This window comes from Parabacteroides sp. PM6-13 (assembly GCF_029892605.1).
In the GTDB taxonomy this organism is placed as follows: Bacteria; Bacteroidota; Bacteroidia; order Bacteroidales; family Tannerellaceae; genus QVMG01.
The window spans coordinates 108,824-134,953 of record NZ_JARXWF010000004.1 but is presented as its reverse complement, the minus strand read 5'-3'; the positions used below and the strand labels follow the sequence as shown (position 1 = coordinate 134,953).

General features: G+C 44.2%; 21 protein-coding genes. 2 read left to right on the top strand and 19 right to left on the bottom strand.

The annotated features are described in order from the left end of the window. Positions 1-122 precede the first annotated feature (122 nt). The gene (locus M2134_RS05515) at positions 123-1,412 is read left to right on the top strand and encodes a M64 family metallopeptidase (protein WP_280750964.1); all 1,290 of its coding nucleotides are present in this window, start codon (positions 123-125) and stop codon (positions 1,410-1,412) included. Next, entirely contained in the window at positions 1,412-2,518 is a 1,107-nt protein-coding gene (locus tag M2134_RS05510) for a M50 family metallopeptidase (protein WP_280750963.1), read from the top strand. The genes M2134_RS05515 and M2134_RS05510 overlap by 1 nt, the downstream gene beginning before the upstream one ends. Here M2134_RS05510 and M2134_RS05505 read toward each other — a convergent pair. The 19 genes from M2134_RS05505 to M2134_RS05415 form a co-directional block, all read right to left on the bottom strand. Further along, on the bottom strand, positions 2,481-3,125 hold the full coding sequence (locus tag M2134_RS05505; protein WP_280750962.1) for a MarC family protein: 645 nt from the start codon (positions 3,123-3,125) through the stop codon (positions 2,481-2,483). The two genes, M2134_RS05510 and M2134_RS05505, sit on opposite strands and share 38 nt — an antisense overlap. Before the next feature lie 28 nt (positions 3,126-3,153). Then, positions 3,154-4,590, bottom strand: a complete 1,437-nt coding sequence (locus M2134_RS05500) for a monomeric [FeFe] hydrogenase (protein WP_280750961.1) — start codon at positions 4,588-4,590, stop codon at positions 3,154-3,156. Positions 4,591-5,123: 533 nt separating this feature from the next. Further along, entirely contained in the window at positions 5,124-5,849 is a 726-nt protein-coding gene (locus tag M2134_RS05495) for a CpsB/CapC family capsule biosynthesis tyrosine phosphatase (RefSeq protein ID WP_280750960.1), read from the bottom strand. 3 nt (positions 5,850-5,852) lie between these two features. After that, positions 5,853-8,219, bottom strand: a complete 2,367-nt coding sequence (locus M2134_RS05490) for a polysaccharide biosynthesis tyrosine autokinase (RefSeq protein ID WP_280750959.1) — start codon at positions 8,217-8,219, stop codon at positions 5,853-5,855. A 15-nt stretch (positions 8,220-8,234) separates the two neighbouring features. After that, positions 8,235-9,023, bottom strand: a complete 789-nt coding sequence (locus M2134_RS05485; RefSeq protein WP_280750958.1) for a polysaccharide biosynthesis/export family protein — start codon at positions 9,021-9,023, stop codon at positions 8,235-8,237. A 974-nt stretch (positions 9,024-9,997) separates the two neighbouring features. Continuing rightward, entirely contained in the window at positions 9,998-11,074 is a 1,077-nt protein-coding gene (locus M2134_RS05480; protein ID WP_280750957.1) for a GDP-L-fucose synthase, read from the bottom strand. A gap of 7 nt (positions 11,075-11,081) precedes the next feature. Continuing rightward, complete coding sequence (gene gmd, locus M2134_RS05475) at positions 11,082-12,152, bottom strand: GDP-mannose 4,6-dehydratase (RefSeq protein WP_280750956.1); 1,071 nt, start codon at positions 12,150-12,152, stop codon at positions 11,082-11,084. Positions 12,153-12,163: 11 nt separating this feature from the next. Next, entirely contained in the window at positions 12,164-12,901 is a 738-nt protein-coding gene (locus tag M2134_RS05470; RefSeq protein WP_280750955.1) for a WecB/TagA/CpsF family glycosyltransferase, read from the bottom strand. Positions 12,902-12,910: 9 nt separating this feature from the next. Beyond that, a complete protein-coding gene (locus M2134_RS05465) occupies positions 12,911-14,011 on the bottom strand; it encodes a glycosyltransferase family 4 protein (RefSeq protein WP_280750954.1) in 1,101 nt (366 codons plus the stop codon). Then, on the bottom strand, positions 14,008-14,691 hold the full coding sequence (locus M2134_RS05460) for a phosphotransferase (RefSeq protein WP_280750953.1): 684 nt from the start codon (positions 14,689-14,691) through the stop codon (positions 14,008-14,010). Before M2134_RS05460 ends, M2134_RS05465 begins: the two co-directional genes overlap by 4 nt. A gap of 242 nt (positions 14,692-14,933) precedes the next feature. Continuing rightward, complete coding sequence (locus tag M2134_RS05455) at positions 14,934-16,145, bottom strand: glycosyltransferase family 4 protein (protein WP_280750952.1); 1,212 nt, start codon at positions 16,143-16,145, stop codon at positions 14,934-14,936. After that, positions 16,129-17,466, bottom strand: a complete 1,338-nt coding sequence (locus tag M2134_RS05450) for a hypothetical protein (protein ID WP_280750951.1) — start codon at positions 17,464-17,466, stop codon at positions 16,129-16,131. The genes M2134_RS05455 and M2134_RS05450 overlap by 17 nt, the downstream gene beginning before the upstream one ends. Further along, positions 17,453-18,571: a glycosyltransferase family 4 protein gene (locus M2134_RS05445; protein WP_280750950.1), complete on the bottom strand. Its 1,119-nt coding sequence runs from the start codon at positions 18,569-18,571 to the stop codon at positions 17,453-17,455. The genes M2134_RS05450 and M2134_RS05445 overlap by 14 nt, the downstream gene beginning before the upstream one ends. Before the next feature lie 57 nt (positions 18,572-18,628). Further along, on the bottom strand, positions 18,629-19,819 hold the full coding sequence (locus M2134_RS05440; RefSeq protein ID WP_280750949.1) for an EpsG family protein: 1,191 nt from the start codon (positions 19,817-19,819) through the stop codon (positions 18,629-18,631). Positions 19,820-19,826: 7 nt separating this feature from the next. Continuing rightward, complete coding sequence (locus M2134_RS05435; RefSeq protein WP_280750948.1) at positions 19,827-20,903, bottom strand: polysaccharide pyruvyl transferase family protein; 1,077 nt, start codon at positions 20,901-20,903, stop codon at positions 19,827-19,829. 4 nt (positions 20,904-20,907) lie between these two features. Next, positions 20,908-22,101: a Coenzyme F420 hydrogenase/dehydrogenase, beta subunit C-terminal domain gene (locus tag M2134_RS05430; RefSeq protein ID WP_280750947.1), complete on the bottom strand. Its 1,194-nt coding sequence runs from the start codon at positions 22,099-22,101 to the stop codon at positions 20,908-20,910. Further along, entirely contained in the window at positions 22,101-23,123 is a 1,023-nt protein-coding gene (locus tag M2134_RS05425) for an acyltransferase (RefSeq protein ID WP_280750946.1), read from the bottom strand. Before M2134_RS05425 ends, M2134_RS05430 begins: the two co-directional genes overlap by 1 nt. Positions 23,124-23,139: 16 nt before the next feature. Beyond that, the gene (locus tag M2134_RS05420) at positions 23,140-24,339 is read right to left on the bottom strand and encodes a hypothetical protein (protein WP_280750945.1); all 1,200 of its coding nucleotides are present in this window, start codon (positions 24,337-24,339) and stop codon (positions 23,140-23,142) included. 1 nt (position 24,340) lies between these two features. Next, positions 24,341-25,873, bottom strand: a complete 1,533-nt coding sequence (locus M2134_RS05415) for a lipopolysaccharide biosynthesis protein (protein WP_280750944.1) — start codon at positions 25,871-25,873, stop codon at positions 24,341-24,343. Positions 25,874-26,130 lie beyond the last annotated feature (257 nt).

Below are 26,130 nucleotides of genomic sequence, written 5' to 3'. Positions count from 1 at the left end.
TATAGTGAAAGTCGAACGCAGAGCCAAACTTGTTTGAGCTATGCTAAGACGCATCCTATATTATGCAAATATAACAGGATTTATGTATCTTTGCTGCTACACAATTCACAAATAATAATCGCATGAAAAGAGTTATCCTTATTGCAATCTGCACCGTCGCCTCCCTTTGTAATCTATTGGCACAAACATCTTTCGAGAAATATTTTGAAGACAAAAGCCTGCGTATCGACTTTGCCCTGAGTGGCAATAGCGAGTTTCAGGCGGCCGCCCTGCAGCAGCTGCGCGAAGAACCCATCTGGGCAGGCCCGAAAACCAACCTGATCGACCAGTTCGGCTATGGCGGCTACTACATCAATGTATATGATAAAGCCACCGAAACCCTGATCTATTCCCGCGGCTTCAATACCCTTTTCGAAGAGTGGCTGACAACGGAACAGGCCAAAACAGAGACACAATCATGGAACAACGGATTACAAATCCCCTACCCCAAAGCGCCTGTCACCATTGAAATCACCGCGCGCAACCGGGCTACCAGCCTCTTTTCCCCACTAATGCGCCTGGAAGTGGATCCGACCAGTATCTTTATCGACCGCAGCCCACTCAATGAAAACAGAATAACCCAGATACAACGCAACGGCGACTCCCATGAAAAGATCGACCTGGTCTTCTTGGCAGAAGGGTATACGGCTGCCGATCAGGAGAAGTTTGCCGCCGATGCTCGTCGTTTTACCGAGTCGTTGTTTCAGACTCCGCCGTTCGACAAACACCGGGATGCCTTTAATGTATGGGGTGTTCACCTGGTTTCGGAAGAGGCCGGCACGGATATCAGCGGCAAAGGGGTGTTTCGCAATACCGCCCTCAACTCCGGCTATTACACCTTCGGCGTCGATCGTTACCTGACCACGCAGGATATGAAACCGATTCGCGACGCGGTATGGAACGTTCCCTGCGATGCCATCTTCATCTTGGTCAACACCGATACCTACGGCGGTGGCGGGATGTATAACTTCTACGCCATGGGAACAGCCGACAACGAGCGTACCTCTGTCGTGTTTGTGCATGAGTTCGGACATAGCTTTGCCGGGCTGGCCGACGAATATTTCTCGTCGGAAGTGGCCTATAGCGATGATTTCTATCCCCTGAACATAGAGCCATGGGAGCCTAATATCACCACCTTGGTCGATTTCGACCATAAATGGAAAAACATCTTGCCGGCCGGCACACCGATTCCGACACCGCTCGACGATGCCCATCGCAACAACCTGGGTGTGTTTGAAGGCGGAGGCTACCTGGCAAAAGGCATCTATCGCCCGGTAGACCATTGCATGATGCGTGATTATGCCCCCTTCTGCCCTGCCTGTAGCCGGGCCATCGAGCGAATGATACAATTCCTTACCGACAACGACTACTAATGAAAAAGAAAACTTCCAGGATACTGACTCTCACGCTTTTCTTCCTGATATGTGTGGGAATCGGCGCCCTTTTTGGTCTCTATGTAGCCAAACACATGAAAGAGATGGGCGCCATCGGCATTCTCCTATTGATCGCTTGTGTCTTTCTCTCGTTTATCCTGGCAATACAACTGCATGAGATCGGGCATTTCCTGTTTGGAAAACTCTCGGGATACAGACTATTAATGCTCAAATTCGGGCCGCTCTGTTACAAATATGAGAACGGGAAATATAAATTTACATTCGAGAAGGCGGTCGGATATGCAGGCCTCTGCATGATGGTACCACCCGAAGGAGAGCTGCGGGATAGCCGACATATCCTCTATTACGCGGGAGGGGTGACCACCAATATACTGACCGGAGCGATAGCCATACTCCTCGCCTGCCTGTTTCCCGCCTGGCACCCTCTCCTGACGATGGCTTTATGGATCTTCGGCCTCGTTTCTATTATTCTGGGGGCAACGAATCTATGGCCACGCATCGAACAAAACAACCCTACCGATGGCAAGATCATCTTCAGCATCTTGCGCAAAGAAGAATTGGCCAAAGACATGACCTTCTTGAACAGGGTTATGCAACAGATGGTAGTCGGCATGCGCCCCGGCGATATTGCTTTGTTAAACCAGCCATTGGAAGAGGAAAACGACCCCAACCAGTTCTTTATCTACCGCATTATCTACCACCTGTTCAACGCCCTCGACCGGGGAGATCTGGAGAAGGTAACACACTGCTGCCGGTTGATGGAGAAACATATCGACACCATCCCTTCGGCCGTCGACATTCCAATGAAGATGGAGTTTCTCTGTGTCTATTGCCTCTTAGGAGAAACAGACAAGGCACAAGCGTTTTACGACCAGGTGAAACAGCGGTTAGAGAAAGAGAACGATATGAGTGGCCACCGTATCAAAGCATACGTAGCCTATTATCTCCATGAAGACAAAGAAGAAGCGGCCGCTTGCTGCGAGAAAGCCCTGTCGGTGGCTGACAGCTTCCCCATGAAAGGTCAGACCATTATGGAGAAAGAGTTGGTCAATTCGCTGCTTGCCGCAATATATCAATCAAGATAGGCCGCGCCCCTCCGACGAAACATTCCACGGCAATCACCATCAGGATCAACCCCATCAGACGCATCATCACGTTGTTGCCCGTCTCGCCCAATACCTTCACCAGGCGTGTCGAGGCACGTAGTATCAGGTAGGTAATGAAATAGACCACTGCAATCATCGCGATCAATGTCCCTTTCATGGCATAGGTATGAGCATCCTCCATCAGGATAATGCCCTGGGCAATCGCACCCGGCCCGCACATCATAGGAATAGCCAATGGCGTAATGGAGATATCGTTCACATAGGTCTTGATCTCCTCCTTCTTGAGCTTCGCGCTGGCATACTTCGCCTGCAGCATATCGTAGCCGATCGCGAAAATGATAATCCCGCCGGCAATGCGGAACCCGTCGGTAGAGATCCCAAAGAACTTAAACAAGAGCTGTCCCGAGAAGGTGAAAACCATCAGGGTGATAAACGAGGCAATCGTCGCCCGCTTCACAATACGCTGCCGCTCCTGCTCGTCCATGCCGCTGGTCATTGTCAGGAAGACAGGCATGGTGCCCAATGGATTGGTCAACGTAAAGAAAGAGGTGAAACATAAAAGAGCATAAGGCAAAATTGTTTCCATACTTGGTGGCGTTTATAAGTTATAATTATTAGAATCGAGTCAATTCTTTCACCAGTTGCTTTTGTCCCGACATCTTATCGGCAAAGGTACAAGGACCGGTCACGCAGCCTCCTTCGCAAGCCATCACCTCGATGAATTGTGCCGGTGTTTTCCCCGTTTTGGCATAAGCGCGTAACAGGGCCACATTCTTTTTGGTCAGGTTAGCGATCTGTACGGCATTCACACTCTCATCGCGCAGGTAGGTCTTCACGGCATTGATCACCCCGCCCGACTGGGCAAAGCCATACGCCTCGCGGGAAGCAGTCGACACCAGGCTAAGCCCTTCGGTCTCCTCCACCCGGATATCCATACCCTTCAACACCGAAGCGACCTCCTCGAAGGTCATAGTATAATCGATATCTTTGTTCATCTTCACCTCTTTGCGCTTGGCGACACACGGCCCGATAAACACAATCTTCGCGTCGGGATACTGCTCTTTCACCATCTTCGCCGTATAATACATCGGTGAAGGGGTGTCGGAAATATATTTCTTCAGGTCCGGGATATGCTTCTCCGCCAACTGGGTATAGGAAGGACAACAGCTGGTAGTCATAAAGGGCTGCCCCTCTTTCATCTTCTCCGCAAACTCTTCCGCCTCATGACGGGTGGTCTCCATCGCCCCTTGCGCCACCTCCACGATATCGGCAAATCCCAACGCGCGTATGGCACCGTACACATTCTCGACCGGCACACTGAACTGCCCCAGGATGGCGGGTGCCACGATGGCAACCATCTGCTCTTTGTTACGCAGGCTCTGGAGTATGTCGAACACCTGGGAGATCTCAAAGATAGCCCCGAAAGGACAGGCATTGATGCATTTGCCGCAATAGATACATTTCGATTCATCGATATGCTCCACCCCGTACTTGTCTTTGCTGATCGCCTTCACCGGGCAGACCTCTTCGCAAGGGATCGGGATATAGACAATGGCATGATAGGGACAATTCTGCTGGCATTTGCCACAGCTGATACAGGTCTCGTGGTCGATCTTCGCCTGTCCGTTTTTCTGGAAGTGAATCGCCTCCTTCGGACAGTTAAAATAACAACTACGCGCCACACAGCCTCGACAGAGATTCGTCACCTCATAGTTGACCGATACACACGACGAACAGGCCTCATCAATCACGCACAACAGATTCTCTTTCTTATTCTCCGTCCGCAATAAAGCCCGCTTGGCATATTCCGAAAGCGGTGTCAACTCATCCTCCTCATCGGTCATGTCGAAGCCCATAAGCGGGAGAGCCTTGTATTTCCATACGGCACGTTCCTTATGCACACAACAACGCCCCTGCACCTTGGCGCGGCGAGGCGTCAATTCGATTGGCAAACGATCGATACCCGTCAATAAAAGATTGTTTTTCCATAGTTCAACCAGCCGTGCTAATAGCTCGTGGCGTACAATCATCACATTATTTGTAAATGCCATAGTCCCTTTCCTTTTTCCTTCTCTTAATTAAAGTGCAAAGATAGGGTTTTTAATGATTAGTTAAGCAAGAAGGGGGGAAGGAGTGGTTAATGATTAGTGATTAGTGGGGAGTGGGGGGAGAAAGGAGAAAGGAGAAAGGAGAAGGGAGGAGCAATTGTTAATTATTAATGGTTAATTGTTAAACAACGTTCGCTTAGCGAAGGGGGGAGCAATTCTTATAGCAATCATAGATTGCTCTGCTCTGTAGCCAGTTGCCTCAGGCTGCTGGTATTCAAATCGGAGAGGATGGGAAGGTAGAAAGCCCGAAAGGGCTTCAACCTAGATAACCCCGTGCAAACCGTAGGTGCAGCTCGGGGTAGAAGTAATATCTATATAATGAGCTCCGTAGGAGGTCAACTGTTGAGCCCCTACGGAGCTCGTTTTTATTATACTCTCGTCCCCCGAGCTGCGCCTGACGGCTTGCACGGGGTTATCCACGTCTAAGTCCTTCCGGACTTTATCACCTCCACATCTTCCCAAACCTGAAGCCCCCCTCACCACAGCCCATCATTATTCCGGACCAGTCGCTCCAGTTCTTGTCGCTCTGTCTTGTGGAGCGTGATAGTCTCCAGGGCTTTTTGGAATTTCTCCAGCTGGTGAATATCCGTGCCGACATGATCGTAGTAGCCCTCCTTCAGTAGCCGGCGCGCCACCTCCTCGGCCCGTCGCCCATAAAGCCCCGAAAGGGATAATATATTGAGTTGTAACCTGCACCCTTTCTCTTTCAGCTCCCGGTAATCCCGGTCACCCATATACATATAACGCTCCGGATGCGCCACAATCGGATGATACCCATCGAGCACCACCTCATACAACAGCTCAATAAAGTCAGGTGGCGGTGCCATATAAGAGGTCTCAACCAACACATGTCCTCCGCTCATCGCCAACAGCCCCTCCTCACGGCGGGCGGCAAACCCCATGTCCAGCATATACTCGGCCGCCAGACGTATCTCAACCCCTTCGGGACAGACCGCTTTCAACGCCTCAAACTGCTCCCGGTAGTATGCCTTATACCCGGCATCGGTCGTATCCATCACATGCGAAGTCAGATACATCCTTCGGATCCCCATCCCGGCCAGAGCCGAGAGGGTTCGCACAGACTCCTCCATCGTCGCCACCCCATCGTCTACGCCCGGCAATAGATGCGCATGTATATCGACCAGCCCATTCAACAGGCCGGTAGCGGACAAACGCTCTTTGCGACTGAAAAAAGAGAACATCGTCTATTTATCGTCTTTCGAATAGCCGTAACCGTACCCGTAGCCATATCCATAGCCGTAGCCATACCCATAGCCCGCCTTGTCAAAACGGATATCATTCAGGATCGTACACATATTCTTATAGCGTTCCTCCCGGTACAGGCGCTCGATATCCGGCAGTTGACGGCGATCCAACAACCCGGCACGCACCACATATACCGTCACATCCGCCACGCGGTTAATGATCGAAGCATCCGCCACAATACCTGCCGGCACCGTATCCAGGATAATATAATCATATCTCTTCTTCAGCTCCTCGATCAGGTAATCCAGGCGATCGCTCAACAGGAGCTCTGCCGGGTTAGGAGGCACGGGCCCCACATGGATCACATCCAGGCAGTTATCAATATATCCTGTCTGTATCATATCGTCTATCCGATCGATCCTGCCCGACAGGAAGTTGCTTATCCCCTTACCGGTCGCTCCCGCCCGGTCGCTCAAGGTTCCTTTGCGGATATCCAGGTCGACCAGAATCACCTTTTTCTGCATCAACGCCAGGCTCACCGCCAGGTTGGTAGAGATAAAGGTCTTCCCGGCACCCGGCGAAGAGGAGGTAAGCATAATCACCTTCATATCGTTGGCTTTCACCCGCATAAATTCCATATTGGTACGGATAATACGGAAGGCCTCCGACACCGCGTCACGGCTATCCTTGCGCACCACCACATCATGCTCCTCTTTCCCTTTCCTATCGCGGTGAGGGATCTCACCCAAGAGAGGTATCGTCGTGGCATCTTCCAGGTCTTTGCGTCCTTTCACCTTGGTGTCCAACGTGTTTTGCATCCAGAGCACACCGCCCGGAATGATACACCCCAGGACAAACGCCGCCAACAGGATAATCATCGACTTCGGAGCCACCGGCGCGTTGCTGCCCGAAGCGGCATCCACGATACGCGCATTGCTCTCCGTCATCGCCTGCGAGAGGGCGTTCTCCTCCCGTTTGTTCAACAGGTAGAGATACAACGCCTCTTTGATCTTCTGCTGTCGTTCGATCGATAATACCTCCTTCTGCTGAGAAGGTACGGCAGAGATACGACGTGCTGTCTGCACCTCACGCTGCTTCACATTACCAATCTGCAGGTTCAATCCCACGATCAGGTTGTCAATCGCCCGGATAATCGTCTGCTTCATCGCGCTGAGCGAGTTATTCAGATCCATCACCACCGGGTTCTTGCTACTACTGTTACCAATCAATTTATCACGTTTCAACAACAGCTCATTGTAGGCCGCAATCTGTCCCTCGATATTCATATCCGACAGTCCCGTATTCGAAGGGATGAGGTCGGAGCTACGACTCGGATCCGTCAGGTACTCCCGGATATATTTCGCCAGCGACAACTGGTTCTGCAACGCCAGCTCTTCCTGACTAAGCTGGCTGGTGGTCTGCAGATACATGCCCGATTCCGATTGGATATCGGTCAACTGATGCGTCCGCTTAAACGACTCGATATCCGAATCGACCGATCCCAACTCCTTCTCTATAATAATCAGACGCTCATTGATAAACTCCGAGGTACTCACCATGATCTGGTTCTTGTCGCTCACCACGTCCGCGTTATATACATCAATCAAGGTATTGATCACATCCTCCGCCCGGCGGATAGAGACATCCTGCAATGTCAGGTTGATGATCGTTGCCGTCTTACTGGCCAGCGACACCTGCAAAGCGCTCTGGTATTGCGTCACCACACTCTCCAGGTTCCGCTTCGTGATCGTCACCGGCACTTGCAGGTAGGAATCATTATAATACAATGTCGGGGTCACCACCAACGCACCAATCGTCGTTTGTAAGGTATCGTTCAACAAAGCCGTATAGGTCTCCGTCAACAACTGCTCGTCACCCGAGGCGCTGATAATCCGGAAATCCGTCAGGCTCACCTCCGTGTCCGATGTCGGGGTAGCCACAAACGAGAAGCTCTCCATCTCATCCACCTCCGGGAAAGAGGCAGAGATCGGAGCGCGGGTATAGAGCTCCTGCGTGCGAAGCCCCTGCTTCACCGTATAGCTCACATCGAGGTTCAGCTTCCGTGCCGTCTCCCGCATCAACCGACGCGACTTAAACACCAACACCTCGTTGTCCACATTCCGCTTCACGTTGAACATCGACAAATCCTCAAAAGCCGCCGTCTCACTCAGCGCACCCCCTTTGGCATCATCCTTGATCAAGACCGAAGCCGTACGGGTGTACTCTTTCGGTGTCATCCGCAGATAGAGAAAAGCCACCGCGCAACAGACCACGATCGACAAGGCAAACCAATACCATTTCCCAATAACAATATGAATAATATCGACCAGGCTGATAAACTGTTCTTCCTCTTTTCTTTCTTCCATATCTCTTTCTATTTCTTATTTGAAAATCAATACAGCCACCGTCGTCAGGAGCGAGAGCACAGACACCCAGACCCCGATCGTATTGTTTTGGTTGATATCGCTCTGCTCCGCCTTCCGTTTGTTGGGCTCCACATAGACAATATCATTCTGTTGCAGGTAATAACAGGGAGAGGTGAATATATCCGACGAACGCAGGTCGTGATACAGGATCGAACGCTTGCCATCCTTCTCACGGATCACCGCCACCCGGTCACGCTTCCCGTAGATCGTCAGGTCACCCGCCATACTCAACGCCTCCAACAGCGTGATACGGTCACCCGATATGCTAAAGCTACCCGGACGAGCCACCTCGCCCATCACCGATATCTTATAGTTCAAGAACTGCACCGTGACGATCGGGTCTTTGATCAGATCCTCCTCGATCAGTTTATTTTTGATCAATTCCGTCAACTCGTTACGCGTCAACCCCTCCACCTTCAGGCTACCCAGGATCGGGAAGTCGATCTCCCCACTCGGATCCACCAGGTAACCCAGTACCCGCTGCTGTCCGACGTTCTGCCCTACGGTACCCAACTGATAGGTCACCATCGGCATATTAAACGGCATGGCCAACTCCGGGTTCCGGCTGTTCACCATAATCGCCAACAGGTCATCATTGCGAATAATCACCTCGTAGTTATGCTCGATCGGCACCATCTTATAGGGATCCACATCCTGCAGATAAAGCACATCCTTCGTACTCCCACACGCGCTCAACAACACGGTCAAGACGAGTAAGACACCCTGTTTATAAAACTGTTTCATTGTTTCGTTGTTATTTGAATTTTTACTTGATTACTACCCAAGTGGCCACCTCTGTATCCCACAGCGACTACTTCTTTCGAATAATATAACAGCTAAATAGCCTAATAGTTCATCCTTCCCCCCAATTAGAGTAGCAAAGATAGGATTTTTAATGATTAGTTGTTAGTGGGGAGTTGTTAGTGGGGAGTGAAGGAGAAAGGAAATAGGAGAAAGGGAGGAGCAATTGTTAATTGTTAATGATTAATGATTAGTGGTTATAGCAATCATAGATTGCCCCGCTCTGTAGCCAGTTGCCTCAGGCTGCTGGTGAAGCAGTGAAGGTTTTCTCCGATTTGATTCCCAAGGAGCGCTGCCAGCGCGATTCAACCCAGCCCATGGGTGACCGTAGGGGAACCCTGGGTCGTTTGGGTTATAATAAATGGAACTCTGAAGGAGTGACTATTGAGTGTTTGTGTATATACACAGTCGTTCCTTCAGAACTCCTTTGTTGTCGCATACTGATACCCAGGGTTCCCTACGGTCACCCATGGGCTGGGTTGAATCGCGCTTACAGCGCTCCATGGGGAATCTTCCAATCTTGGAATATGTGAAGGTGGCAAGGTACACTGAAATGAGTTAAATCCCGCAGGGATTTCCTATTCGTAACCCTCGGTAAGAGAGCGAAGCGAACGACCGGGGGTATTCCGCTAATAATAACTAACGAACCCGGAATGGGTTCAACCCGCTTCGGGGTTGCTTGTAGAGTAGGTCTTGTCTATCTGCCTACCTACCACGGGTTTGCTTCGCTACACCCGCGGTTACGAATAGGAAATCCCTGCGGGATTTATATGAAAATCTTCCAATCTCCCTTCTCCCTTTCTCCTTTCTCCCCACCCCTCACTAACCACTAATCACTAACCATTAATCCCTCTCCTTTCTCCTTTCTCCTTTCACTCCCCACTAACCATTAATAATTAACCATTAACAATTAACCATTAACAATTAGCTAAGTACCACCCATACATCCTACGCACCCCTTCATCAATCTCCACCCGATGCTGCCAGCCCAATCGATGCAGCTTCGTCGTATCCGTCAGTTTGCGCATCGTGCCATCCGGCTTATCCCGGTTGAAGACCACCCGGCCCCGATAGCCCGTCTCCTGTACGATCAACTCCGCCAACCCGGCAATGCTGATCTCCTTCCCCGTGCCGATATTGATATGGCAGTTACGAATCTCTTTCGCTCCCACTTCATAGGTATCCTTGAAATCCACCTGTTCCATGATATACACACAGGCATCCGCCATCTCCTCGCTCCAGAGGAACTCACGCAGCGGTGTGCCCGTGCCCCAAAGCTCCACCTGCTCCTTCCCGATCCCATAATCCGCCAGGACAGCTAGTATCGCCTCCTCCGAGCTCTTCTCATCCACCCCTTTCACCGGACGCGCCTGCAAGTCCCGGCGTATCGCCTCCCAGTCATCCTCATACAAACACTTCGCCAGATGTATCTTCCGCATCATCGCCGGCAACACATGGCTCTTCTCCAGATCGAAGTTATCATTCGGTCCATACAGATTGGTCGGCATCACCGCGATATAGTTCGTACCATATTGCAGATTAAAGCTCTCACACAGCTTCAAGCCCGCGATCTTAGCAATCGCATACGGCTCATTAGTATATTCCAGGGGCGCGGTCAACAGCGCCGTCTCCCGCATCGGCTGCTCCGCCTCCCGCGGATAGATACAGGTGCTACCCAGGAACAACAGTTTCTTCACATTGTGGCGGAAGCTCTCCCCGATCACATGCTGTTGGATCTGCAGATTCTCATAAATAAAATCCGCCCGGTAGGTGTTATTCGCCATAATGCCCCCCACGCGGGCGGCTGCCAGTATCACATACTCCGGCTGCTCCCGGTCGAAGAACGCCTTCACCGCCATCCCATCCAGGAGATCCAACTCCTGATGGGTTCGCCCGATCAGGTTGGTATAGCCTTTCGCTATCAGGTTCTGCCAAATGGCCGAGCCCACCAGACCGCGATGCCCCGCCACATATATCTTTGCCGTCTTCTTCATCGCCGTCTTATGCCTCCCGTTCTGTTTTCTTCACAAACGCCATATCATGCGTCATCATAATGGTCACCAGTTCCTCAAAAGAGGTCTTCCGCGGGTTCCAACCCAATAGCGTCTTTGCCTTGGTCGGATCACCCATCAGCTGCTCCACCTCCGCCGGACGGAAATATTTCGGGTCTACCTCTACCAATACCTTGCCGCTCTTGCGGTCGATGCCCTTCTCGTCGACCCCTTCGCCTTGCCAGTCGATCTCGATACCGACCTCCCCGAATGCTTTGGTACAGAACTCCCGCACCGAATGCATCTCGCCGGTAGCAATCACAAAATCCTCCGGCGTGTCGTGTTGCAGCATCAGCCACATACACTCCACATAGTCTTTCGCATAGCCCCAGTCGCGCAACGAGTCCAGGTTCCCCATATAGAGCTTGTCCTGCAGCCCCTGTGCGATGCGGCTCACCGCCAGCGTGATCTTACGGGTCACGAAGGTCTCGCCCCGTCGCTCACTCTCATGGTTAAACAAGATACCATTCACCGCAAACATACCATACGCCTCCCGGTAATTCTTCGTGATCCAGAAGCCATACTGCTTAGCCACCCCATAGGGGCTACGGGGATAAAAAGGCGTCGTCTCCTTCTGAGGCACCTCCTGCACCAGGCCGAAAAGCTCGGAGGTAGAGGCCTGGTATATGCGTGTCTTCTTCTCCAGCCCCAGGATGCGCACCGCCTCCAACAGGCGCAACGTACCCACCGCATCGGTCTCCGCCGTATACTCCGGGGTGTCGAAGCTCACCTTCACATGGCTCTGTGCCGCCAGGTTATAGATCTCATCCGGCTGGATCTGTTGAATGATACGAATCAGCGAGCTCGAATCGGTCATATCGCCATAATGCAGGTTGACCGCCCGCGACTGCTTCATATCGCGCACCCACTCATCCAAATACAGATGTTCGATGCGCCCCGTATTAAAAGAGGAAGAACGACGCAACACCCCATGTATCTCATACCCCTTCTCAATCAGAAACTCAGCCAGAAACGACCCGTCCTGCCCGGTGATCCCGGTGATTAATGCTACTTTTTTCATATGTTATTATCTTATTTATTTTGTTTACGCTTCCATTCAATAAACAGAATCCGTGGCAATGTGATGACAATCCAAGCACATCGTTTCAACTGTTTCTTAGGCTCGCTAAAGATACGATATAAAAACTCAAGACGCGCCTTTATCATCCACTCCGGTGCCCGCTTAACCTCAGTTCCACTAAAAAACTTAAAAGCAGCCCCCACAGCAATCATCACCCCTCGTTGCAGATGAGGCTTGAGCCTGTTCATAAAGATCTCCTGCTTGGGAGCACCCAGGGCAACCCAGATAATCTCGGCTCCATCGGTCTCAATCATATTCGCAATCGCCGGATAGTCGAACTCCTCCACACTCCTGAAAGGCAGTTCATAGAATGTCATAGCCTCCACCTCGGGATTCCACTGTGTAAGATTCTCTTTCAACCCGTCGAGTGTTGCCTGTGATGTGCCCATAAAAATCATTCGATACCTGCGAGATTGAATGATATCCATAAAGATCTGACTACCGCAATACTGCTCAAACCGCCTATCATAAAGCCATTGAATGTATAGAGGAACATAACCGCTATCGCATATCGAGAACATACCTCCATTTACAACCTGCAAATAGTCCGGTTTGCGATTGGCAATGTTTAATATAACCCCATCAGCCACACAGATATAGTCAGCTCCCTCCTGTCGGAGGCGCTCCTCTATGGCTGTATGAACCTGCTTCTTGTCAAATTCATATCGAATATTAAAATAAGTCTCCATAATAAAAAGTTAAGCGATGATAGATAAACAAGCACTCATACAGGCTTCAAATCGCTCAAGTGTGTAGTTGGCTACAAACCGATCATACCCCGCTTGCCCATATTGCTGCCTAAGTGACGGATTATCTAATAATAGTTTTATCTTATTGGCTAAATCTTCCGCATCCCGTGTTTTGCATATCAAACCGGTTTCACCATCAATAACAATATCGGTGATTCCACCTACATCTGTGGAGATAATGGGTAGGCCGTATTGCATGGCTTCTAAATTGACAAGTCCAAAAGTTTCATTAATATAGAATGTTGGAAAAATAAATATGTCTGCTCTTTTTAATACTTCTCTTTTCTCTTCCTTGTATTTACTCCCTACGTAGCTAACAATTTCATTCAATCCTCTTTTGTCTATTTCCCTTTGCATATCTTCTTTATTAATTTCTTTGGTTTCTCCGCCAACGAATTCACAGGTAAACAAACAAGACTTCTCCTTCAGTATATGGCAAGCATCCAATAAAACCAATACACCTTTACTCTCTATTAAATTAGACAAGAACAATAGTTTGGGGATATTATTATTTCGATTAAATAATGGCTTTTCATCCCATACTTCAGGTATTCCATTCGGACAAATCAACACCTGTTCTTTAGAAACCACCCTTTCAATATCCGGATACAATTTCCAGGAGAGCAATATCACATGAGTTTTTCGGTAGACAAAAGGGAGTAACCATTTATAAAAAGGCTTATCAACATACCCGGACATGCCTTTATTATGCTGATGAATCACCACCTTTTTTCGGAATAATTTACAGATCAAAACAAAAGGTGCATCCTTCAGAAAACCGATACCATGGCAGGTTATCGCCAAATAGCAAAGATCATACCTTCGAAACAATAACTTTCCAATAAGCAGAAAATAAGAAGAACAAAAACGCCATACCTTCGCCAAACTCATCTTCCCGATCTCATCCATCTTACGGGAAGTAGACAGGTTGATAAAGTCACAATCAAAGGTGTCATTGATCAGCTTGCTCTCCTTAATATATTGGCTCATCATAGAGGAGCCATGCACAGGAGGAGGTAGAGGGGTTATGAAAAGGATTTTATTCTTCATATTTTAGTTTTCAAAGAGAAAGTCTCCGCTATCTGCTCATATTTCTCAACCATTTGTATGTGCCTTTTGCCAGATTCAACAAAAATGCGATCTAAAACAAAGTGTTTCAAATAAGGTCGATAATCTTTGATGTCAAATTGTTGGAAATAAAATGTAATAGCCTGTTGGTTCTCTCTCAACACCTTTGTAACATATTCACACGTAGCCCCCATTACAAAATTGGCATGAATGATAAACAAAAACAAATCATAACCTAATGGACGAATAGCAGCCATTTCCCAATCAATCAGTCTCAACTCTCCATTCTCTACCATTATATTCCATGGACAGAAGTCGCCATGGGAGAAACTTTCTTTTAAAGATTTGTTCTGTGTTCTATCAGAAATGTCAATTTTTGAGATCGATGCGGCGAGTTCTATTACTCGGTTAGAAATAGAATTGCTCTTATAGAGAGTGCCATTCACCCTTGATGTGATAAAAAAGACAAAATCATCTTCTTCTACAGCAGACATCAGTTGAGGAGCGATTCCTTTCCCTTCCAATTTCTTTAGTATTTTTATCTCATTATGAGCTAACCGTCTAGCCTCTTTTTTCTCTGCATATTTAGCAAAAAAAGACTCTTTAGCATCTGGTCTATATCCCAGGATGGAGACTTTTTGTTCTTCCCCTGGTGTTCCCATATTGATCGATACAATGCTATTGGGGGGAGACAATCTTAAAATTTTCTCAATAACCGGCTCATTTATTTTTTTGACTCGAAGTGAAGCTAACAATCTGAAAATACCAACGTTCTTAAATAATGTCCAGTATATTCTTATGAGTACATTTCCGTACGGATTGTACAGCCCATATAGAAACCTCGTTTCTTTTGTTATTTTAGGAAAATAATAACTCGTCCGAAAAGTCTTAAAGCGATAGAATCTCATTTTGCCACCTCATTATAGATCCCAGAAATAGTTTCTATTTTATCATCCCAATTATACTGTTGAGCCCGTTCATAAGCAGCCACAGACATCATTTGTCTAAGTTCTTCGTCTGCATCTATTTGTTCTATCGCTTTTGCAATGGCACTAACAACCTGAGCTTTTGTATGTATAGGAATTTTTATACCACATTGTTCGGTTAAAACATTGGAAAAACCACAATGATCTAAAGCAATAACCGGCAACCCGTACGACAAAGCCTCAAGCAGTACTGTAGATGTTAAATCGGAAAGACTCGTAATACAGAACAAATCACAAGTTTTCATAATCTCAATACTTTTTGAACGCTCAACCCATCCATACCAAAAGAAACGAATATGTTCAATCTTAGCTGATTGCTTCTTCCATTTTTCTGTACATCTGCCACTACCTAAAACATGTAATTCAACCTTACATCGAACCAAAGACAAAGCTTCTATCAAAAGATTCAACGATTTTCCGGGAGTATGTTGACCACTCCAACAGATTTTCAAGGTGGTCTCCCTTTTATGGGGAGAGAATTGTTTAAGTTCTGCTTTCTGCCAGCCAACCTCTGGAATAACAATACTTTTGCGCTTATACAAGCGCAGAATGGTCTCCGCTTCATTTTGGGTGGCGGCAATTAATGCATCCGCCCGCTTCATAGCTGACTTTACCCGCCTCATCGTGTACATTTGTTTTAGATTAATGACATTTCTAAATGCGTAAAAGAGAGCACCATAAAAACCCATTGAAGTCAACATCCGCCAAGGAGTGATATTGAAACCACCTATAGGTCCCCAAACGAAAGGTTTTTCCATTCTCCATAAATAACCAGGCTCTCTATATCCCACCATATTTAGTTGATGAACGATATCGAAGTTTAATTCCTTGTCTAACTCTATCGCTTTCTGAAAAGCTTTTTTTTGCCAGTCCCTATAAAACCAATAGTAGGAAGGAGGCCAAAGTTTACGAAGCAGTTTATGTCTCTTTTTCTTTATATAATAGAAATGTAAAAACTTAGATGCTTCAGGAACATCTTTCATAAAACGCTCAATATCCTGTTGGAATTTACATTCTGTTAAAATATGTAGCTCATGTTTCTGCGATAAGCCCCAAACAAAATTCCAACCCATCCCTGGTTCCGAGCCTTTGTAGGGAGAACAAGCATAACAATTAATTAAGACTCTCATATCCAAACCGTTTATCCATCATTTTTAATATTGCATCCATAGCAGCCGTAACACTTTCTTCTATACGACATCCTGTATCTACCCACACTGCTTTAGGATTTTTTTCCGCGAATAATTTTAATGTTTCCACCTGCTTCTGTACCTCTTCCAGGGGTAATTCGGGTTTACGAGCATGGATAATCTCGGCTTGAGTACCAACACACACAATTAAATCCGGGGTAGGTACAAAAAGATCATAAAAATTTAATAACCATTTGGGCAATGAAATCCTTGCCCGAAGGGGATCATTAATATAATCATAAAAATAACGATCAAATATCCAAAGATGCGTCTTCACAGACTTATCACAGAAAACTTTACGAAAATACCCCCAGGTGTAATCTAACAAATAATAATTCAATCTTATCAAAGAACCTATTACACCGGATGGTTTTGCCCCATGTGGATCTGTGCATATCTCGGGAACTTCTTCTTTGCTTTTTTTCCCCATAAAAACAGCCAATGAAGGTATGTAGTTTGGGCGTAAATGTTCATACCGCACACCGTTATGAAAGGCCTCATTCAGAATAGGCCTCATCTTATCAATCAGGGTGCTTTTACCGGCACCGTCTGTCCCTAAAAATGCGATGGTATATCCCGGTTGCCTTGTCAGCCTATGCAACTTGCTTATTTGTATGCATTGATAACGAAGTCTCGCAATAAAAGACAATAAATCCTTAGACCCTTCTATCCCTATTTTTTGAATCGAAGATGCGGAAAATAGACCCTCTCGCAAAACTGTATCAATACGTTTGCGTATAGGCAAGGAAAAAGCTTGCAGATAGTCTGACAACTGCTCTACTGTCAGTTTTTCAGCCACCTGTTGAGCCTTTATGCAATAATCTTCCCTACATTTTTTATTGTTCAGAGTCTCTTTTAAGAAACACATCAATCCATCTATTGTAGCATTCAACACATAAATATCGTTATATTTCTCCACATTAGCTGCAATAATCTGTTCTGACAAATAGGGAACCCCACGATGATATGCTCCTCCAATATATACATCAATTTGAATCCCCCATAATATAGCCATTAATGCTATTTTAGGACACTGCTTGTCTGATATTTGGGAGATTCGTTTAGCACCAAGATTAGTAGCCGTTTCTTTCACTATCTTGTTAAAAAGAGGATAATCCTCACTCTTTATCCATATATCCAAATCGCTATCTCCTGTAGATACCGGTAATAGTTCATAATTACGTAATACCGCATATCTTAGCCCACTGCTGTTCAACTCGCGGAACAGTATTGTTAGAAACTTCTCTTTATCTGTTATCATCACCTGTTATTTCTTGCAATAAATTTCTAAAAATATCCTCATAGCGATATGGCATTTTACTCTCCCTTATATTTGTTTGATCTTCTAATGTATATTTACACTCACCCATAACTTTTTCCATTTTCTCTTTTAGATCTTCCACATCTTGCGGCTCAAACGTCCATCCATTAACACCCTCCTCTATCAAACAGGCACTTCCGGCACGTGAAGAGATCAAACAGTGACAACCTGCCAATAGGGCTTCGTTAGTTACCGCCCCAAAAGGCTCCTGATAACTTGCCAACACAAAACAAGTGGCGATATTATACCATTGTAAAAGTTCTTCACCTTCCAATCTGCCGGTAAAGAGTACATCTACCTCAAGATTATTGGCTAATTGCTCCAATTTTTCCTTTTCCGGACCATCACCAACAATCACCAAAGCCTTATCAGATCGCTTTAGGTTGGCAAAGGCTTTCAATACCGTATCTACATTTTTTATAGCAACCAACCGGCCGACAAAGAGGAAAACAGTTTTCCCTGTTAATCCATATTTTATAGCCGTTTCCCGGCTGCGCGGGAGTAGAATTGCATATTCTTCCCGGGCCTTATCATCGTTTTTGATAATAGGGAAAAAGAAGCCTTTTCCATAATGCTCTTGGTACCATTGAGTGACCTTTGTCTCTACCAAAATCAATTCATCTAATTTAGGCACAATATAACTCCTAAGAAAACGATGTAAGCGAGAAAAGTCATTCCCTTCCGCAACCATATTATAACTATCGTCGCAAATAGACACCACCTTGTATTTTTTACGTTTCAGAAAGCGATGCAACAAGACCAAGATAGCATCCCACCCAAATTCGCCAACAATAACTAAATCCGGAGAGAACTCATCTAACTGCTTCCAATAGCCATGGTTAAAAATGCGCCCTTTCAAACGAAATAGCTCCTTTAAGTAAACTGGAGTAAAAATAAACTGCGCTTCAATCTTATCATAATCAAATTTCTGAGTGATCAGATTTCTGTATTGCAGACATATACGTGTGTCGAACGACTTAAACAAATCATTAAAAAAGTCAATCCGGTAAGGGGCTATGGTACGGTGGAAGATAAGGAGTTTCATATTTAATGCAATTATATAGATTTCCAGTTTTAATAGAACAAGTTGTTTAAGCGTTTATTAATTCATAAAATAAATTGGAGCAGGATAAAGAATAGCATCACTAATTGGAAGATAGGAAAAAAAACCATTCGACAGATAGTAACCAAAATAGACAAATAATAAAACAACACCCTGCACTTGGAAAATATACTTCAAACGTGCTTTAGAATAGTGTAAAGTTAACAATAACAATACATTTTGAAGAGCGTAAAGATAAAAGAAATATCGCATAAGTAAATAGTAGGCTCCAATCATGTTACATACTATAACAAAGACAGTGAGAATTGCATAAATATTCACATAGGGAATTATATGTTGAACTGTGCTATCTACATCCTCTTTTGCTTTGTAAATCACTTTGTAGATATATCCTATCAAGAATACATTAACACCTAATAAGACTTTCATAGCCCCCGTTAATCCAATCTGTTCTTGCCAGCCGTCTGCTCCTAAATTAAGATTATTGAATCGTCCAACAGCATAACCAAAGTAAGGTATATTTTGTAACATAGGGGAAAGATAGTAAAACAATCCGGCGAAGAGAATAATACAACCGACTAACCACAAAGCCTGCTTTAAGCTCAATCGCTTTTTTATGATTGGTATCAAGCCGACAGCCAATACCGGCAATGAAGAAGTATGTGTAGCCAATGCCGCTAATGCGATCCACCAAGATTTTTTACCTTTTATAAACCATAACACAAAGAAAACAATAACTATGGATTGTGCTAAACATTGTCGAATCATATGCCCACTACTTGCAAATTCCTGAAAAAACAAAAACATAAAAAACAATGTCGTAATCGTATTTCTTGCATCGGCCTTGATGACTTTCGCCGTTGTTACTATCCCATACGAGAGCAACATGTAATTAATAACAGTAATACTAAAAACAAACAATTTCCAACTACCTCCAAAGATATAATATGACACATAAGTATATCCATAGTAAAGCGGTTCTTTACCAAAAGACAACAAAAAGGTTAGAATATTTTTGAAATTTGGAACACTAAAAAAGTAGTCTTGATAGGCGGCGATATCACCAGCCATTTCTTTTGTAGTATTCAATAAGCCTAAATAAGAAGACATGAACAACCCTAAAATAAGAAGGTCTGCACTTTTAGTTTCTTTCTTCCAGCAATACATGGCATAAGAAACTATTCCCACTAAGGGGTTCAATAAAAAAAGTAATAAGAACAATAGTATCATACTCTTTTTAAAAACAGGATTTCAAGAAACCAATTGATAATTTTCGTATCTCATCCAGTTTTGCATAAATTGACGGATAGTCAATCTTTTGCTCCAATACATTATCTATATCCCTAACATCTTTCACCAAATGGTTTTCTAATCCCACATACTCCAACAAGGTCTCTATCCGATTGCTTCCTCCTCTTGGCAAATCAACAACCACAAATGGCTTTTCAAATAAAAGAGCAAATACAGTAGCATGGAAAGAGTTGGTTACAACATATTTCGCATTTCTAATTTCATTTAACCACTCCTGAACAGTGATATGTTGTAGATGCCTTATGGTATCCCAAAATAAGCCGGGCTCTTCAACATATGTACAAGAGAGTTCATTATGCTCCATCCCTCTCTCTTTTGCCCAACGAGAGAGTTCGATAGATTGCTTGGGCTTGCTAAGCATAATAGAAACAATTCGATTGTTTTCCTGTAAGGGATATTCCTTTAGAAGAGTTGATTCATAAAAATCACGCGCAAAAAGCAATGTGGGATCGACTACCAATTCCGCCTCTCTATCAAAATAGTTTTTACAGATCTCCACACCTGTATTTTCCCGAACCGAGACTTTTGCAAATGACTGAAGTAATTGTTTGATTAAGGCGGTGTTCTGTGGTGTATCATTCCACTCAGAGAGTCCAAAAGAGGCCGCATAAGAGATTTTTTTTACACCTTCCTGCGGAATAAAGTCCAAGAAATAATTAAGCCCTACCATTCGCCAATTCCATCGCCATACCTGATCACTCCCTACCACCACGGCATCAAAATTTTCCTCGGGAAATCCTTTGATTATGGATGATTGTGTTTGATACAACTTTGTTTTAGGCAAAAGATATTGCCGGGAAAATTGCTTAAAACGCAGCCAACCCCATATATGTTTGTACGACAAATGATGGTATAACCAGCGTAACAGATTCGTATAATCAGGGATGCGATTGATAATCCAAACATCATGTCCAAGCTCTCTTATTTTAGACAATAACGCATAGGTTTGCAATACCGCACCATAGTTTTTCGCATAATGGAATGTTAGGATACCTATTTTCATTTAACTATCTTTTATATATAATCCCTTTGACCACTCTTATGCCACTTCCGCCTAAGGCTTTCAGCATAAGCGATTTGGCTTTTCGGGTTAAGCGCGTAAGAAAAGGGTGTTTATTATATTTTAATATCAAACGATAGACCGACTCCCTGTATTGAATCTCTTCAAAGAACCGCTCTCTGTTTCTATGTTTCTTCGATGAGATGGCAATCGAAGGGTTATACGTTAGTACATCTTCGTAGTTAGCCTCCCAACAGGAAAGATCTTGTGTGTTTATAAAGTTGGCCACTTTCGTGGTATTTTCTATCACTACACTTAAACCTTTATTATCATCTATCTTAGGCATAACACGTTGTATGCCCCAGAAATCAGCGATAGTCAGATCACTTCCGCTTTTTAGTTCTTTACTTGGACAAATATAACAAGAAGGGCGTAAATAGAGATCAGAAAGGAATCCTTTTATGTATGTGTTTCTGCTTGAGAGCTCCAAAATCTTCGCCTCCTCTTTGGTGGCAGTATGATTCAGTGCAAAAGCATATTTTTTCCAACCATAGGTTTTATCCCGGAAGTTGATATATTGTATTGACTCTCTATTTCCGGCTGTTTCGTCTAAATACATACGCCAGACCTTCGGGGAAGGCACGCCATGGCAGATAAAATCCACAAGCAGTAAGTTGTCATATTCCTTACGCAGAAAGATCTTTAAGCCGGCAATCTGACAAGGTGTGCCGGAAAACAAGACAAGGCGTCCGGAGCCTAAAAACTGTTTGGCTTCCTGGTAGGTATTCTCTATTCTGCTTTGCACATATTTCGAGCCACGAAAGGCTGCCAGTCCCTCTTTTGTTTCCGTATAGTCATGTTTCACCTCCCAATTCTCGTCAAAGCGAGCACCAAAAACAACACCACCCGCCTCGATCACTTGCTCGGCCAATAATGTAAACACGCCTCCCGAAGAGCTTTGTCGGCGGATCTCTTCATTCTTGTTTTTGGCAGCATACACATGTATGGGAGTACGGGGAGCCCCTTGATGGAGTACAGGACATACCTTTTCACACAAACCGCAATCAATGCATATCCCAATATCTACCTTCGGATAAAGAAAACCTTCCTTATCCTCAGAGATAGAAATACAGTGTTTGGGACAACTCTGCACACAGGCAGAGCAACCGCAACAGTTTGCTTTTTCTGTAATTCGTATCATTAGAATCCTAAATATCCGGCAATTCGAGAGAAATACCTCTTAGAAGTCGCAATAAACAAAGATGAACACAAAAGTACCATGAATGCTTTTATAAACCAGGGCAGTGTAACAGGAAGCAAGCCGATAGCAGAAATAAAAAAGCAATGGCAAAGATAAATACCAAAAGATTGATTGCCAATATAGACAAAGAGCTGACATAAGAGATTCTTTACATTATATATAACAGATTCTGTATAAGAAGAAAACAACACCATGATACATCCAAAAGCATATACAAAAGCCGACAACTTGATACCAAATCCTTTTTGGTGATATGAATAGAAGAAATGACTTTCAGCAATAGATAATAGCCAGCCCAAAAAAAATAGGATCAAATAGGGTAATAGCTTATAATCACGTTTTGCATTCTTCCCCAAGTAAAGCCCTATGGCAAAAAACAGCATCCAAACAGGGAACAAACCTGCATATATCAGTAAAGGGATACTTACTCCTTTGATATGTAGTAAATAGGTAATCAACACAATCGAGATCATCGTTATTATACCGCTATAAATCACTCCTCTCAGTTTGAGCTTTGTTAAAATATTCGAAATACAGTAATATTGGAAAATAAGCGCTATAAAATAATAGACAGAATAGCCACATAAAAAGAGAAGAGAAAGAGCCATCAAGGGATTCTTTCCTCCATAAAGATCCATCACAAAATAGGGTATAGACCACAACAAACAAGGGTAATAAATTTTCTTAAGTTGCTTCTTCAGAAAAAGTTTTTTCTCATCTACCTTCATCTCTTTTTTTCCTATAAAGTATCCGGAAATCGCGAGAAATAAAGGAACAGCCACATTTAACAACTGCCGAAAAGCCAAATTAAATTCCTCATATACATTAAATTCAGATAGATCGATAGAGGGTGTTGTGTGAATAAAAACCACCAATGTAATGGCTATACCACGCAAAAAATCAAAATAAGTCTCCCGTTTGGGATTAACTTTTTCTTGGAGTCTGTTTTTTAGTTGAAACATCTACGGTTTGTCTTAATTACACTTTTCTTTTCCCTACCTGATACATTTTCTTTAAAAAATCCTTAAAACCACCCGAAGGGATATGGAGAATGGCCCATTCCTTAAAAACAACAGGAATACTACTTATATATGTAAATAAGGTTATTTGTTTTTTCAGATAAGGATACATTTCCAAATAGGTATCGTTATGAGTAATGCATTTTGCTACCAAAGTTTTCAGATATTGCTGTTTGTGTCTTTTGTAGTAGTCGATATCAAACATCGCATTATAGTAATCCAACCGTCCTAAGATATCTAACGCCAAGAGTGTTCGCGTGCATTTTTCACATCGACCACAATTCGTTGCAGTCATTGTACATACATTTAAGTACTTATAAGATGGTGCATATTTAGATACTTCTTGTGTTTTTTCTAAGCGCGACAAAGTGCCTCCTTCTGAGTAAAGCCTTAGGTTTTCTGTTGAAAACATATCCAAAACGAGAAGCTCCCCATACCCTGGAGAGATTGTGCTCATGTTGCGTACTGAAAATTCAAAAAAGGAATGCGATGATGCATAATAATAAGTTGCATATAATTTTTGAAGAACAAAAACAGCAAACATACTGGTAAAGGTATGTGTAACAAAATGTTCTTGTTGAAACATATCCATAATATTTGAATTCACTTCAACAAAGTCAAATCCATATTCTTGTGAAAATGCCTTTGCCTGTTGTTTCCTTGCTTCAAATAGCTGCGTAGCTCGTTCTCCTTCTCCATGCGAACCCACATTAAAGAATGTAAGATGTGTTATGTTGTGTTTCTTCATCTTCGTATTGGTATGCGAAGCTAAAACATGCAATGAGTCTATACCACAAGAGATCCCCGTTCCTACTCCGCTGCCACAAGGCAGCTCTTCTTCATCTACATCCGCCTCAAGGCGAATGGCATACATACGAGGATTTGCTTTAGAGAAAGAATCGATTAAATAAGTGGTGATCTGATAGTAGAGAGACTCACCCATAGGAGCTTCACAAATGATGTCATGATTGTTTTTCATGGCATAATGTAATATTCCAATTACAAAAGCATCCGAACGTTCATCACACAAGTAGTCTTTATATCGATTATCCACTTCAGCCCAAACGGTTTTCTTCTCGCCGTCAACAAATATGTCTGAAACTAAACGAGTCAAAGAGTTACCATTCGGTTCAATTCTTGGCTTTCCTATTTTTATCATATTATCGTTTAAATATTTTTTGTATTCCTTGAAGCAAAAGCCCCTTTTCTCCTTTATCTAATCCCCAAAGCCATATAAACAATCCGGTAACACCAACACACCATAAAGCATACAAACCTACAGATAGGAAATTGGCTATATTGCCAAAAAATAGCTTAGGGATGTATGAGGCAGATAAGGAAAATATTAAAATCAGTGAGACAGGGTATATTACTACCCGAAAATAGGCAGCAACCGGGAAAGAGACTGTCTTATACAAGACGGCCAACCGCATAAAGAGCCCAATAAAGTCGATAACAACTGCTATGTAAAATGTAGTATATACCGGATAGCCTAATTTGTACGCAATCCAGGTTAATGCCGCTATCAGAACAAACCCTACAGAAATAACTAACTGATAATTACGGATCTTTCCGGAGGCTTGTGAAACATAAGCTATTGGAGAGTATGTTGCTTGTATTAGCAAGTCTATTAATACTAATTGCGTAAAAAACACCGCATACTCAGGAACAGTTTTCAACCAAAGGCCTAAGATATATTCCGTATTAAACAAGATTGGAATGGCTAAGATAAATAGTAAAAAAAAGGAGGCCTTGGATGAGGTAAACACCAGTCTATACATGTATGTAGTGTTGCCTTCGGCATACGATTTTATGATTTGAGGACGTGTGGCCGTCATAAAATTTGCAACGAATGAATTAACGGCAGCGTTAACCTGCATAGCAACTGCCCGAGCGGCATTTAATGTAGGTCCAAAAAACATATTAATAAGGATATTAACCCCTTGGGTGCTTAATAGGTTGGTAATAGTGCCTGAAAGCATCCAGCCAGAAAAAGAGAATAATCCTTTCAATAGATTTTTATCCCAAATCCATCGCACGCGACACTCTTGGAAAGATCGTACGCAAACGATCCGATAAGCAAAACAGACCATGCAAGAGACAAGAAGCATTAGTAGTCCATAAAGCCATAGCTTATCCACGTTGATGATTTGAAGTAAAAATATTAATACTAATCTCAGTACCGCATCACCAATAGAGATATATGCATAAATAGACATGCGTTCATGAGCGATAATCGTTGCGTTATAAGAGACTGTCAGTAAATTTACTACAAATGTTAATACTGAAAAATGATAAATCCAAATGGCGGCATCAAACCTCTCAGCGGGGATAACCAGTTTATTACAGACAAACCAAAGACCAACCGTCTCGGCTAAAATCACAGCGATTATTGATAGGATGCAATAGGCGATAAAAGACATAGAAAAGACATCTTGAAGCGCTTCTCTATTGCCTTTGCCCATTTCATAATTCAAATAACGTTGCGTTGCTGTACTCAATGAACTATTCAAGAAAGACAGCATCGCGACCACCCCGCCTACTACATTATAGATACCAAAATCCTCCACACCCAATACCTTCAGAACTATACGAGAGGTGTAGAGTGATATGAACATTAAAAGCAACATGCGCATATACAGATAGCCTGTATTCTTCGCAATTCTTTTATTGTTTGCAGATATATCAGTCATGTAGGTTTGTTGGCTTTATTTGGCTAAAGCCATTTTTCAAGGGCGATGCCCATTCATTTGATTCACTTTATATATTTCCACCACCCCACTTTAAGGAGCTTTAGTTCGTTTTCTTACTTCGTGCGACTTGGTGTACTTGGTGGTTAGTTTTTTTACCACAAAGGGGCGCGAAGGCGCACGAAGGGGTTGTTTCTTTTCCTTGGTTGTCCGTCGGTTAAAACCGACGGCAATCGATAGGGCGATGCCCGTTCATTTCA

Coding starts and splice junctions, on each gene's coding strand:
- M2134_RS05510 (WP_280750963.1), top strand. CDS start 1,412: ATGAAAAAGAAAACTTCCAGGATACTGACTCTCACGCTTTTCTTCCTG.
- M2134_RS05440 (WP_280750949.1), bottom strand. CDS start 19,819: ATGATACTATTGTTCTTATTACTTTTTTTATTGAACCCCTTAGTGGGA.
- M2134_RS05445 (WP_280750950.1), bottom strand. CDS start 18,571: ATGAAACTCCTTATCTTCCACCGTACCATAGCCCCTTACCGGATTGAC.
- M2134_RS05465 (WP_280750954.1), bottom strand. CDS start 14,011: ATGAAGAATAAAATCCTTTTCATAACCCCTCTACCTCCTCCTGTGCAT.
- M2134_RS05455 (WP_280750952.1), bottom strand. CDS start 16,145: ATGAGAGTCTTAATTAATTGTTATGCTTGTTCTCCCTACAAAGGCTCG.
- M2134_RS05450 (WP_280750951.1), bottom strand. CDS start 17,466: ATGATAACAGATAAAGAGAAGTTTCTAACAATACTGTTCCGCGAGTTG.
- M2134_RS05430 (WP_280750947.1), bottom strand. CDS start 22,101: ATGATACGAATTACAGAAAAAGCAAACTGTTGCGGTTGCTCTGCCTGT.
- M2134_RS05485 (WP_280750958.1), bottom strand. CDS start 9,023: ATGAAACAGTTTTATAAACAGGGTGTCTTACTCGTCTTGACCGTGTTG.
- M2134_RS05425 (WP_280750946.1), bottom strand. CDS start 23,123: ATGTTTCAACTAAAAAACAGACTCCAAGAAAAAGTTAATCCCAAACGG.
- M2134_RS05505 (WP_280750962.1), bottom strand. CDS start 3,125: ATGGAAACAATTTTGCCTTATGCTCTTTTATGTTTCACCTCTTTCTTT.
- M2134_RS05480 (WP_280750957.1), bottom strand. CDS start 11,074: ATGAAGAAGACGGCAAAGATATATGTGGCGGGGCATCGCGGTCTGGTG.
- M2134_RS05460 (WP_280750953.1), bottom strand. CDS start 14,691: ATGGGAACACCAGGGGAAGAACAAAAAGTCTCCATCCTGGGATATAGA.
- M2134_RS05415 (WP_280750944.1), bottom strand. CDS start 25,873: ATGACTGATATATCTGCAAACAATAAAAGAATTGCGAAGAATACAGGC.
- M2134_RS05420 (WP_280750945.1), bottom strand. CDS start 24,339: ATGATAAAAATAGGAAAGCCAAGAATTGAACCGAATGGTAACTCTTTG.
- gmd (WP_280750956.1), bottom strand. CDS start 12,152: ATGAAAAAAGTAGCATTAATCACCGGGATCACCGGGCAGGACGGGTCG.
- M2134_RS05435 (WP_280750948.1), bottom strand. CDS start 20,903: ATGAAAATAGGTATCCTAACATTCCATTATGCGAAAAACTATGGTGCG.
- M2134_RS05495 (WP_280750960.1), bottom strand. CDS start 5,849: ATGTTCTCTTTTTTCAGTCGCAAAGAGCGTTTGTCCGCTACCGGCCTG.
- M2134_RS05470 (WP_280750955.1), bottom strand. CDS start 12,901: ATGGAGACTTATTTTAATATTCGATATGAATTTGACAAGAAGCAGGTT.
- M2134_RS05500 (WP_280750961.1), bottom strand. CDS start 4,590: ATGGCATTTACAAATAATGTGATGATTGTACGCCACGAGCTATTAGCA.
- M2134_RS05515 (WP_280750964.1), top strand. CDS start 123: ATGAAAAGAGTTATCCTTATTGCAATCTGCACCGTCGCCTCCCTTTGT.
- M2134_RS05490 (WP_280750959.1), bottom strand. CDS start 8,219: ATGGAAGAAAGAAAAGAGGAAGAACAGTTTATCAGCCTGGTCGATATT.